We start from the raw sequence: 13,278 nt of genomic DNA on the forward strand, positions 1-13,278 counted from the left end.
CAACACATTATATTTATTTTTTTTTATGTATTAATTTTTTTGTTAAGTTTTTATTATCAATCATTTCTCTTTTATATTATTCACTCTTCTGCAAAGATATTATATATTAATGCAAAATAACATTTTCACTTAATTTATTATTAAAATAACACACAAATAACCAAATGTAAATTTGTATTGAGATTTACTATAACATGTTAAAAGTATATTCATACACTTGATGAAATCGTTTACAATTTTAAACTTGTGAAAAATAAGATTTTTAAAATAGAATATTTTTAATAGAATTACAACTATTGAATGGTTATGTGATTTGAATATTTTTAAAATTTTAGTCATTTAAAAAAAGCACCTCATATTAAAGTGCCAATCTATCATATATTGATTTTTCTAGTATTTTTCATCGTATCAAGACTCATTCATAAGTAGTAAATTAATGGTAAAATAACTTCTTAAATCCTTTGTAACTGCTTATAATTTCAATTTTTCTGTGGATAATCTAACTTTTAGTTATTTTTTCGATTTAAAAAAAAGTAGAAATGTTTGCATTATGTTTTAAGATAGTTATTTATCAAAAAATAAAAACGGGATAGCCCACTCCGAAAGCCAGCAACCCCAGTTTTTTTCAGCACAACTAAGTACTGTAAAGTGCGGATGAAGGGAGTCGAACCCCCACGCCAATGGCGCTAGATCCTAAGTCTAGTGCGTCTGCCAATTCCGCCACATCCGCTTATATCACTCTTTTATTTTACTATATTTCGCTATTATTTTCAATAACTTTTTTAAATTATCTAAAAATAAATAAAATAATGATAATAGAAGGTGAAATTCATTTACAGCCTTATTCTGCAAGTTCTACTTCTACTTCATCTACTTTCTTACCTATAATTTGAAGACCTACAAATACAGCTACTATAGCAACTGGCAATACTATATATATTGGCAATCCAAATCCAGCTGGTATATATCCAAATACAATAGTAATTACTGCTGTAAATATGGCATATGGCATTTGAGTATTAACATGGTCTATATGATTACATCCAGCTCCCATTGAAGAAAGTATTGTTGTATCTGAAATTGGGGAACAATGGTCTCCAAATATTGCACCTGTTAAAACTGCGCTTGTACTTACTATTACATAAGACATATCAGGATTTAGTGAATATGCAAGTGGTATTGCAAGTGGCATAAGTATACCCATTGTTCCATAAGCTGTTCCAGTAGCAAAAGATATTATTGCTCCTAATCCAAATATTAAGCTTGGTAGCAAGAATGGAGGCAATGAACCAGATAATAAATGTATCAAGAATTTAGCTGTACCTAACTCTTTTATTACTGAACTTAATGACCAAGCAAGTATTAATATTACACCAGTGATTACTAAACTTTTCATTCCATCTATCCAAACATCAATTGCTTCTGATACTGTAAAAATCTTTTTAACTACAGCCATTATAATAGCAACTAAACTTGCAACTAATGCAGATTGGAATAATGCTCTAGATGCATCAGATGCACTAAATGCTTCTTTTATTGCTTCAAAAGAATATGGTGAATTTGTAAATAATTGTATTAAAGTCTTATCTTCACCTCCCATTATAGATGTATATCCACTATAATAGAATGATGCTAGTGCAACTACTATCAATGTACCTATTGGAATTATAGCATTCCATACACTTAATTTTACTCCATCTTTTGGAGCTAAATCATCCAATTCTTCAACGCCTTCATCAAGGTCTGTGCCAATTTTTCTACTTCTAGATTTTATTTCAGCTTTTCTCATTGGTCCAAATTCTTTTAATAATAACGCTGAAATTACAATAAATGCTAATATTAATATGTTATAAAATCTAAATGGTATTGTATTTAAAAATATGCCAAACGCATCAACATCTACACTTATACTTTCAAAAGCATCATGTATTAAACCAACTTCAAGACCTATCCATGTAGATATTATGGCAAGCCCAGCAACTGGTGCTGCTGTAGCATCTATTATAAATGCTAATTTTTCTCTTGATATTTTCATTTTATCTGCAACAGGTCTCATCATAGGCCCTACAATTAATGAATTAGCATAATCATCAAAGAAAACTAAAAGACCTAAAAACCAAGTTATAATCTGTGTCCCTTTAGCTGATTTTGCTCTCTTTGCAAGTGCTTCAGCTATAGCCTTGGCACCACCCATCTTGGCAACAAGATTTATTACTCCCCCAATTGCTAAGACTTGTAGTATTATCCCCGCATTCCACGGGTCTGATAGAGATACTAAAGCTCTATCTACTAAGTCTAAAAATGCTTGTATAAATGCAGCAAATACATTAACGCCACTGACTTGAATTATAAAACTCCCAGAAAGAATTCCTAGCAACAAAGAAATTATTACATTTTTAGTTATAAATGCAAGTATTATAGCAACTAATGGTGGTATTAAAGTTAAGATTCCAAATTTTTCTGCGTTAGCTAATGCAATAGTATCTATATCTTCCTCTGCAAATACCATTACAGTTGACATTATAAACATAATTGTCGTCAGAAAAATAATGTTAAATTTTTTATTTCTCATATAAATCTCCCTCTCTTTTTAATTTTGTGAATTATATAGGGTATTATGGGTTATGATAAAATAAAAAAGCCTTGAGTGGTAAACACTCAAGGCTTAAACATTACATACATTGATAATACTAAAAAACAAATATAATATAATTCCTTAAATGATAGCTCACCACAAATAAACCTGTGACAGTTGTACATATATTTTATGTACCCCCAGCAATATAATCTTAAAGCATCGATTATAAAACTTCGGCAATATCCCCTTTCCCAATAATTCTTTGTGCTTAACTCCTTATTAGTACTGATAGATTATTGCGCCTCTACCCTTTTATTCACTTTTATTAAATATATTTTGAGTATATATTATTTATTTAAACTTTGCAAGGAAGTTTTAAAAATTTTACTTTAAAGGATTTTTTATATCATTGTCGAATTATAAAATTAATTGTACTAAAATCAGCTAAAAAAATTTTATCAATTATATGGAGGAATTACTTTAATGTTATTAATTTACAATGAAAAAACAAACCCTTATTTCAATTTAGCAATGGAAGAATATCTACTTAAAAATTTTGACGAAGATTTATTTATTTTATGGAGGAATGAACCATCTATAATTGTTGGAAAAAATCAAAATACACTTTCTGAAATAAACTTAGAATATATAAGAGAACATTCAATACCAGTTGTTAGAAGACAATCTGGTGGAGGAGCTGTATTTCATGATTTAGGAAATATAAACTTTACATTTATAGCTTGTAATAATAATAGTTTTAGTGATTTCAGAAGATTCACTCAACCAATAATAGACTTACTTAAAACCTTAGATGTCAGTGCTGAGTTTTCTGGAAGAAATGACCTTCTTATAGATGGCAAAAAATTCTCTGGAAATGCTCAACATAACTATAAAAATAAAGTAATGCATCATGGGACACTTTTATTTTCATCTGAGATAAATGACCTTTCAAATGCACTAAAAGTAAAACCCATAAAATTTGAGGGTAAAGGTATAAAATCTGTAAAGTCTCGTGTAACCAATATAAGTGAACATTTACAGTCTGATATGGATATACTTGAGTTTAAAGATGCTATAATGAATTATCTTTCTGCGACAAATGCTGATAATACAAATTATTCTCTAAGTAAACATGACATAGAGGAAATAGAAAAACTTACTAAATCAAAATATGAAACTTGGGATTGGAACTTTGGTAATTCACCGAAATACTCTCTTTCAAATGAATTAAAATATGTTGGTGGAAATGTAGAATTTAATTTAAATGTTGATAAAGGTATAATAACTAGTATAAAGTTTTTTGGAGATTTCTTTGGGAAGTACGATGTATCTTTTGTAGAAGATAAACTTATCGGTACAAAACATGAGGAAAATTCATTGAGAACTATTTTAGATACAATTGAAATAAATGACTATTTCTTGGGTGCTGATACTAATATTTTAGTTTCTGGAATTTTAGGTGTTAAGTAAAAATAACAAAAATTTTAAAATATTTATAAAATTATGTTTACAGATACAAAAAATCATGCTAATATTTATAACATAATTAAAAATTAATACTTCTTATCCAGAGTGGTGAAGGGACTGGCCCTATGAAACCCAGCAACCAGTATATTTTAATATACATTGGTGCTAAATCCTGCAGTATTGTACTGAAAGATGAGTTTAAATTAGCTTTTAAAGCCTGAGTTTATACTCAGGCTTATTTTATTTTCACAATGTGATAAAAAGAGGGTATTTTATTTTTAACTAATCAATTATATTCAGGAGGGAATTTTTATGAAATTCAAAAAATTATTAAGTTTGTTATTATGTCTAGTATTTACTTTATCTGTAGTTGGATGTTCAAAATCTAAAGACGATAAAAAAATTGTTGTTGGTGCTACTTTAGTTCCAGGTGGAGAGTTGTTAGAAGAACTAAAACCACTTATTGAAGAAAAAGGTTATACTTTAGAAGTTAAAAACTTTGACGATTACATACTTCCAAATGAAGCTTTAAATAATGGCGAAATTGATGCAAATCTATTTCAACATGAACCTTATCTAAAAGAAGCTGTTAAAGCTAAAGGCTATAAAATAATGGCAGGAACTAAACTATATGTATGCCCAGCCATACTTTACTCTTACAAAATAAAATCTGTTGATGAATTTAAAAAGGGAGATACAATTGCAATAAGCAACAATCCATCTTCTTGTTCTAAAGACCTTAGATATCTTGAAAGTATGGGACTTTTAACTTTACCTAAAGAAAATAATTTAGTTAGTCCTAAAGATATAATTGAAAATCCAAAGGGCATACAATTCAAAGAATTAGATATTGCTCAAATACCATCTTCTCTTCCAGATGTAACTGCTGCATTTATAGACACTACTTACGCAGTACCTGCTGGTCTTAATGCTAAGAAAAATGGAATCTACACAGCACCAGTGAATGATGAGTATGCTAATCTTTTAGCATTTAGAACTGAAGATAAAGATAGTGAAAAAATTAAAGTTCTACAAGAAGTTCTTACATCAGATAAAGCAAGAAACTTAATTGAAGAAAAATATAAAGGAATTGTAATTCCTGTTTTTTAGTAGAATTAGTATAATTTGAACATTATTATTGTAATCTTGTTGAATATTGACTTATTAAGTGCTACCATTTAAATAAATCTATGTTTGTGGAGGAAGATTACTATGGCTATAGAATTGAAAAAAGGACAAAAAATAAATCTTACAAAAAAAGAAAATACCGATTTAGGTGAGATTTTAGTTAATTTAAATTGGAATCAAAAAGTACAAAAAAAGGGCTTTTTTGGAGCTCTAAGAAGTAGTAATATAGATTTAGATTTAGGCTGCTTGTTTGAAATGAAAAATGGTGCAAAAGGTGCTGTTCAAGCATTGGGCAATTCCTTTGGTAATTTAGAACATCCTCCTTTTGCTCAACTAGATGGAGATGACCGAACAGGAAGCAATACACAAGGCGAAAATATAAGAATCAACGGTAACAAGATAAAAGAAATAAAAAGAATATTGATTTATGCTTTTATTTATGAAGGTGTGGCTAATTGGTCAGAAGCTGATGGAATTGTAACTATTAAACAAAAACAAGATTCTGATTTAGTGGTTAAGCTTGATGAGCATAAAAATGGCTATAATATGTGTTCAATAGCATTAATAGAAAATGTAAATGATGAAACATTTAGCGTTGAAAAAGTAGTTAAATACTTTAAAGGACATAGAGAAATGGATAATGAGTTTAACTGGGGCTTAAAATGGGTTGCAGGAAAAAAATAATAATGTTTAAGAAGGTTCATCTTATCCAAAACATAACTTCATATTATTTACACCTCACATAAAACTTTATAAGAATTTATAGTTTTCATATAATTATTTATTTAAAATCGTATATCATATATATTGATGTTATTCTCAGTACTTATACCACTATACGTTTTTAAATAGTTAACAAAATCTAATAAAGTACTTATAATATAAGTACTTTATTAGATTATTATATATTAAAATATACTTTAACTATTATAAACTATAAACAATTTCTTTATCTAATATTTTTTCAAACTCTAACATTGGCATTGGTTTATAAAAGACAAACCCTTGAACCAAATCACACCCAATCTCTTTAAGAAACTCAACCTGTTCTTTATATTCAATACCTTCAGCAACAGTTATAATATTTAACTCTTTTATCATCTGTATAATATTTTTTATTACTATCTTCTCTTTTTCTTTGTTTAAACTCTCTTTAAAAAACATCGAGTCAAGCTTTAAAACATCAAATGGTAAATCCTTCAAAACACTTAGAGACGAGTATCCCTTTCCAAAATCATCCAAAGAACAAGTAAATCCACTTTCATGTAGGTCATGTACAATTTCTAAAAGATGCTCTTGATTTTCAAAAGCAACACTTTCTGTAAATTCAATTTCTATAGTATTTTTAGGTATATTATATTTATTTTGTATGTGCGAATAAGTTTCTACAAACTTAGCATTATAAAATTGAATCTTAGAAACATTAACTGAGATAGGAACAATTGTTTTATTTTCATCTAATCTCTTTCTAATCCATCTACATACCTCTTCAAACACATATTGGTCTACCAAACTAATAAAAAACTCCTTTTCCAGTATTGGAATAAATATCGCTGGAGATATCACACATTTGTCTGGTGTCATCCAACGTACTAAGGCTTCTGCACAATCTATTTTTTGATTATGTAAGTTAACTTTAGGTTGAAAATAAACAACAAATTCTCTTCTATTGAGTGCTTCATGTATTCTACTCTTAATTGTATTTTCTTCAATCATTTTTTTACGAATATTTTCATTATAAAAAGCATACTTAGTACCTGGTTTATTTTTGACAGTCTTTTGTGCAAAGTTTGCACGATTTATCAAATCATCTATATTTAATTTCTCATTCACATCTTCAATACAACAAATTCCACTAACAATAGTAATACTATATTTATTTTTAATTTCATCTGTAATGTTAATCAACTTATCATCTACAACTTGTTGTCTTCTTAGCAAAGTCTCCTTATCTACATAACATCTTAATGCAACAAATCTATCTGCAATCTCTCTTGCAAATACTTCGTATTTTCCAATATCATCCATCATGATATTAGAATAGCGTTTTAATATCATGTCACCATAATCGTATCCAAATATATCATTGATATACTTAAAATTTTCAAAATCGATATAAAATATAGCAAATTTCTTATCTTTATACTTATAAATATACTGCTCTGCATCCAACTTAAACTTTTCTATAGTATTTGCTCCTGTAAGTTCATCTTTATATGCAATATTTTTTAAATCTACGTTTAGTTTTTCAAGTTTAATTAATCTTCTATTGTACTGTATAATCAATATAATCCATGCTACTATGCCTACAATCGATATTATAATTATTAAAGTCATTAAGTAATTGCTTTTTTCTTTAGAATAATGTTCTATTTCGAATACTGTGTCATTTGCAATCTTAAAAAATTCTTCACTTGTTTGTAATAACTGACTACTATCTTCTTCCATCCTTACTTTTTTAATTTCAATATTTAAATCTTCCCATTTTCTTTCTAGTAAAGATAAATACTCATTATATTTTTTACAGTCAGTGACTACTAGACCATATTTTCCATGTCCTGTATTTAATTCATGTAAAATTTCATCGATATATTCTACTAGTTCATCATTTGGTTGAAGATTCATTTCTAATTTAGTTAGACGTTGACTAGCTCCACGAACAATACCAACATAATTAATCAACTTTCCATAATCTCCAATGTTGTGAATTAATTGAACAGAAATGTAACTTATAGAAATTAATAAAACAAATAAAACTAAGATAGTCATCTTTAAAAATCTCTTCATAAAATACCTCTATCCCCTATATTTTCACGTTTATCAGATATTCTACAATTATGCTAACTAGGTTTTTTATATGTTATAAATAATTAGTATGATTTCAATTTTCTAAACATTTTTAATAACCAACTTAGTAAAAATATTGTATAATCATTTTTCTCAAATAACGTGTATTAAACTTTAATAAAATTCTCTTATCACTTAAAATATAAATAAGCTTCCTTAATTCCATCTTCTTGTGACTTAATTACATTTAAAAATTCTGCTCTTTGTTTAGTAGAACTTTCAGCTTTATTAAATTTTTAATAATCATATGTAATTAATCTAGGTTGTTCATTCTCGTTTGTAGGTGGTATTGAAAACATCAATGTGTTTTTTTATAATCATACTCAATAAAATAATCATCCATAAGTTCATACACACGTAAATGTTTTTCAAGTTCTGTTGTACAAAGTATTTTTCATGTAAACTAGTTGAGAAATAAGGGTCTATTTGATAAATATTAGAAATAGCTTAATCTAGTTCTTTAATCAAACCATTATTATCGCCTCGGCCAGTCATGAAATAGAAGGGTTTTAGAGAAAATTTGGCAATTGTTTTTACATTTTCAATATAATTCGTATTATAGTTAAGCATGTCTTCTGAGAACCATCTTGCATAGCCTGTATCTGTTCTTTTTCACTATCACAATATACATATTGTGGTATAAAGACTTCTTTTACAATATGCTTCTAAATCTTTTATCATTTTATTGTTATTTCTAATTACTACAACCCTCAATGTCTGTGTAGCTTGAGCGTCAATAATAATGTCTTTTGTATCATCATACAATACTTGTAAAACAGTGTCAGATACTACATAACTATGACTTGAATAGTTATATATTTTTCCAAAGTCATCATTTAAATTATAGCTCCCATTAAATCAATTTAGCCCAATTCTACCTTCTTTCTTTAGTGCATATGCTGTAGGTGTTATATGGATAAAAGCAATAATTAGTACTAAAAATAAAAAAACGTTTTTTTAGAGATTTTCTTCTTATATTTAACCCCCCTTCTGGGAAATTATATAATAAATAAATATATATCCATTGAATTATTAATATAATAACATAACCTTGTTCATGTATATATTGGATTAATTGTATCAAAATAACTAATAAACCACAAGTTCTAGCTAGTTTTTTAAACATAGAATGATAAAATCCTTATAATCAAAGAAATTTTTTCACAACATTATATTTATGTTAAATAGTATTGTACATAATGAGCTATATCTTTCAATTAAATAAACTATATAAAGCAAAGCTTATAATGTTATTAACCACAGAAATATTTAAATCATAAAAAATCAGCCACTTTAAAGTGGCTGATTAATATAATCATTATATAAAGCACATTTGCTATAAACAATATGCTTACTTATTAACTGCTTTTGAAGCATCATCTATCATTTTATTTAAAGATGTAAGACCACCATCATTTACATACCATATTGGTGCATCTAAGTATATTATATTATCATTTTTATAAGCATCCATAGATTTTATTACGTCATTGTTTAAAACAGATTTAGCTGTTAAACCAGCTTTCACATCACTACCAGTAGCTATACCTCTATCTATAACAAACATAATATCTGGATTTTGTTTAGCTACATATTCAAAAGTAATATTTTGACCATGACTTGATTCCTTTATATCTTTATCCTTATTCTTAAATCCAAAACTATTGTATAATATGCTAAATCTAGACTCTTCACCAAATACACTTAAATTCCCCTCATTTACCATAAGAGTTAAAGCATTTAAGTCTTTCTCTGTTACTTTTTTATTTAAAACTTCTATTTTCTTTTCAATTTTAGCAAATTCTTGATTAGCTTTCTCTTCTACTCCAAATATTTTAGCTATTTTATTTATATTACTTTTGACAGATTCTAAATACTTCTTATCATCTTTACTTGTACTTATTGTTGGTGCTATCTTAGATAATTGCTCATAAAAATCTTCTTGTCTTCCATTTATTATAATTAAATCTGGATTTGTTGATTTTATACCTTCTAAATCTGGTTCTTTTAATCCACCTAAGTCTGCATATTTTTCATCTTTATACTTTTCTAAAGATGCTGGCAAACTTGATTTTGGAAGTCCTACTAAACTCTCACTGACACCTAGTGCATCCATTGTATCTAGTGCTGAATAATCAAATACTACTACTTTTTTAGGCTTTAACTTTACATCTATTTCTCCTAAGCTATGAGTTATTTTTATAGTAGCATCTGAAGCATCTGCTGTTTTCTTCTCACCTTTTTTACTCCCACCTAATGCAAATACTGCTACTAATCCTACTATAGCCACTGTTGCTATTATTGCTGCTTTTTTATTCATCTTAATGTCTCCCTCATTTTTTATTAATATTCGTCTTAGTTTAAATTTTGATTAGAAAATTCATAGATTCCTATCTATAGTGTCTTAAAAATAAACACATATTCTATTTCCATTTATATGCTTAATGTCAAAGTTCATTTCGTAAATATCTCCTAAAACTTTTTCATTGACTATTTCATCTGTACGACCTACCTTTTCAATTTTTCCATTTTTAAGTGCAACTATATTATCTGAATAGCATGAAGCAAAATTTATATCATGCATGACCAACACTATAGTCTTACCTAATTCATCACAAAGACTTCTAAGTACCTTCATCATTTGTACTGAATGATTCATATCCAAATTGTTAAGTGGTTCATCAAGTAATATGTACTCTGTATTTTGGGCTATTACCATTGCTATATAAGCTCTTTGTCTTTGACCTCCACTTAATTCATCCAAATATTTGTCTTGTATATCAGTTAGTTTCATATACTCTATAGCTTCATTAATGTATTTTTCATCATCTTGAGTTAAATTTCCTTCACTGTATGGAAATCTTCCAAATCCAACTAATTCTCTTATTGTGAGTTTTAAAGTTATATTATTAGATTGTTTAAGTATAGCTATTTTTTTAGCTAGTTCTTTATTATTGTAAGAGTTTAAGTTTTTTCCTTCTATCAATACTTCTCCACTATCACCTCCTATAAGTCTTGTTACTATTGATAATACAGTACTTTTACCAGCCCCATTTGGACCTATAAAAGATGTTATTTTCCCTTTTTCTATATTAAAAGAAACATTATCTACAACATTTTTATTTTTATATTTTTTAAATATGTTTTTTATTTCTATCATCTATTTGCCCCCTTTAATAATAATTGGATAAAGTAAATTCCTCCTATAAAATTTATTACTACGCTTAATGTTGTATCAAATTTGAATATATGTTGTATAAAAAATTGACCTATTATTAATGTAATTATTCCTAGCAATATAGAACCTAAAATTAAATACGTATGTTTATATGTTTTAAAAACTTCTCTAGCTATGTTGGCTAGTAAAAGACCTAAAAATGTCATAGGTCCAATAAGTGCTGTTGATACTGAAACTAAAATTGCTATTAGGATTATCATTTTTTTTACTACTTTATCAAAATCTACACCTAAATTAATCGCTTGCTCTCTACCTAATGACAGTACATCTAAATATTTTATATCATCATATATAAAAGGTATTGTTGCAATAACTATTATAAATGCAATTAATAATACATTTGTATTTATATTATTTAGACTAGCCATTATGCTAGTTTGTAGTGCTAGAAATTCATTAGGGTCTATCATTACTTGAATAAATGTTGTTGCACTTTTAAATAAAGTTCCAAATACCATTCCTACTAGGATTAAAAAGAAAATATTATTTTCTTTTCTTTCAAACAATGCTCTATACAATAGCATTGAAGCTACAATCATTATAGTAACATTAATGATAAAATTATAATTTTCATTTATGATAAGAATACTGGTTGCTCCAAATATAAATACTATTATAGTTTGAATCATTACATATAAGGAATCTAACCCTAGTACACTTGGTGTTAATATCTGATTGTTAGTAATTGTTTGAAATACTACAGTAGTAAATGCTATACATCCTCCTCCAAGTATCATCGCAAGTACTTTTGGTATTCTTTGTGATAATGCATAATCTAGATTATTCATGTCTATTCCATAGGTTAAAAAAAGCACCATTGATATCAAGAGTAATGCAGTCATCAAATAAATTTTTTTATTAAGACTAAGCTTCATTTATATTCCTCCTTAGTATTAAGTAAAGGAATAGTATACTTCCTATAACGCCAACTGTAAGCCCTATAGATATTTCATATGGATAAATGATAATCCTTCCAAAAATATCACATATAAGTACAAATATTGCCCCAAATAATCCCGTATGCCATATACTATCTCTTATATTATCACCCATATACAGAGATACAATATTTGGAACTATTAGACCTATAAAAGGTATATTACCAGCAGTAACAACTACACATACTGTGACAAGAGCTACTATTATTAAACCTAAATTGACGACTTTTTTATAACTTAGCCCTAAGTTAGTTGCAAAATCCATCCCCATTCCAACAACAGTAAATCTATTTGCATAAATATATGCTACTATTATGAGAGGTATTGTTATGTATAATATTTCATAATTTCCTTTAAGTATCATAGAAAAATCACCCTGCATCCAAGAACTTACATTTTGACTCAAATCATATTTATATGCAATAAAATCAGTCATAGAACCTATTATATTTCCAAACATTATACCTACTAATGGTACGAATATTATACTTTTAAACTGTAACTTCCTTATTATTTTCATAAACATAAATGTTCCTATAAGAGAAAATATAAATGCTATTATAGTCTTCATGAAAATCGATGCACTTGGTATTAAAAGCATACAAATTACTATACCAAATTGAGCCGCATCTATTGTTGCTCCTGTAGTAGGCGATACAAATTTATTTTTACTTATCTGTTGCATTATAAGGCCTGCTATACTCATTCCTATACCTGCAATCAATATACTTATTAATCTTGGTATTCTACTCATGACAAATATCATAAGTTTATGCTGATTTTTTGCAAATATATGCATTATGTTTATATCTTCTGCTCCTATAAATAAGGAAAAATAAGATAAAATTATTATTCCTATAATTAAATATCTCTTTTTCATTCTCCCTCCTTAGTTTTTACTAAAAATGATAATAATTATCATTTCTTTTATAGTTTATCAATAATAATTATCATTGTCAATATATATAGATATTTGTTTTTTTATATAAAAAATGTTACTAGAATTTTTAATTCTAGTAACATTTAAATTTAATCTAATCTATATACCATATATAAACCTATATATATGAATGCTTATTATT

Annotated in this window: 9 protein-coding genes, 1 tRNA gene and 2 riboswitches; of the genes, 3 read left to right on the forward strand and 7 right to left on the reverse strand. The window is 27.2% G+C overall.

The features are described 5' to 3' along the window. Positions 1-649: 649 nt before the first annotated feature. A tRNA-Leu gene (locus KGF41_RS12335) sits at positions 650-730 on the reverse strand. Positions 731-841: 111 nt separating this feature from the next. Then, on the reverse strand, positions 842-2,572 hold the full coding sequence (locus tag KGF41_RS12340; protein WP_227829714.1) for a Na+/H+ antiporter NhaC family protein: 1,731 nt from the start codon (positions 2,570-2,572) through the stop codon (positions 842-844). Between the two features lie 144 nt (positions 2,573-2,716). Next, a riboswitch (Lysine riboswitch) is annotated at positions 2,717-2,893 on the reverse strand. Positions 2,894-3,061: 168 nt separating this feature from the next. On the opposite strand from KGF41_RS12340, the gene KGF41_RS12345 reads away from it, so the two are divergent. From KGF41_RS12345 to KGF41_RS12355, 3 genes are all read left to right on the forward strand, one after another. Beyond that, on the forward strand, positions 3,062-4,048 hold the full coding sequence (locus KGF41_RS12345) for a lipoate--protein ligase (protein WP_227841859.1): 987 nt from the start codon (positions 3,062-3,064) through the stop codon (positions 4,046-4,048). Positions 4,049-4,138: 90 nt separating this feature from the next. Beyond that, positions 4,139-4,244: riboswitch (SAM riboswitch) on the forward strand. 113 nt (positions 4,245-4,357) lie between these two features. Further along, on the forward strand, positions 4,358-5,155 hold the full coding sequence (locus tag KGF41_RS12350; protein ID WP_227841860.1) for a MetQ/NlpA family ABC transporter substrate-binding protein: 798 nt from the start codon (positions 4,358-4,360) through the stop codon (positions 5,153-5,155). 102 nt (positions 5,156-5,257) lie between these two features. Continuing rightward, positions 5,258-5,857, forward strand: a complete 600-nt coding sequence (locus tag KGF41_RS12355) for a TerD family protein (RefSeq protein ID WP_227829717.1) — start codon at positions 5,258-5,260, stop codon at positions 5,855-5,857. Positions 5,858-6,100: 243 nt separating this feature from the next. Here the strand turns inward: KGF41_RS12355 and KGF41_RS12360 are convergent, their stop codons facing one another. From KGF41_RS12360 to KGF41_RS12380, 5 genes are all read right to left on the reverse strand, one after another. After that, positions 6,101-7,960 carry a putative bifunctional diguanylate cyclase/phosphodiesterase gene (locus KGF41_RS12360; RefSeq protein ID WP_227838845.1) on the reverse strand — a complete coding sequence of 620 codons (1,860 nt, stop codon included), beginning with the start codon at positions 7,958-7,960 and terminating at the stop codon, positions 6,101-6,103. A 1,411-nt stretch (positions 7,961-9,371) separates the two neighbouring features. After that, positions 9,372-10,340 carry a siderophore ABC transporter substrate-binding protein gene (locus KGF41_RS12365; protein WP_227856701.1) on the reverse strand — a complete coding sequence of 323 codons (969 nt, stop codon included), beginning with the start codon at positions 10,338-10,340 and terminating at the stop codon, positions 9,372-9,374. An 84-nt stretch (positions 10,341-10,424) separates the two neighbouring features. Further along, entirely contained in the window at positions 10,425-11,180 is a 756-nt protein-coding gene (locus KGF41_RS12370) for an ABC transporter ATP-binding protein (RefSeq protein ID WP_227829720.1), read from the reverse strand. Continuing rightward, positions 11,177-12,133 (reverse strand): iron chelate uptake ABC transporter family permease subunit, encoded by a 957-nt coding sequence (locus KGF41_RS12375; RefSeq protein ID WP_227829721.1) that lies wholly within the window; start codon positions 12,131-12,133, stop codon positions 11,177-11,179. The genes KGF41_RS12370 and KGF41_RS12375 overlap by 4 nt, the downstream gene beginning before the upstream one ends. Then, a complete protein-coding gene (locus KGF41_RS12380; protein WP_227829722.1) occupies positions 12,123-13,076 on the reverse strand; it encodes an ABC transporter permease in 954 nt (317 codons plus the stop codon). The genes KGF41_RS12375 and KGF41_RS12380 overlap by 11 nt, the downstream gene beginning before the upstream one ends. Positions 13,077-13,278: the final 202 nt, after the last annotated feature.

Origin of the sequence: Clostridioides sp. ZZV14-6150 (assembly GCF_020657875.1) — a bacterium.
In the GTDB taxonomy this organism is placed as follows: Bacteria; Bacillota; Clostridia; order Peptostreptococcales; family Peptostreptococcaceae; genus Clostridioides.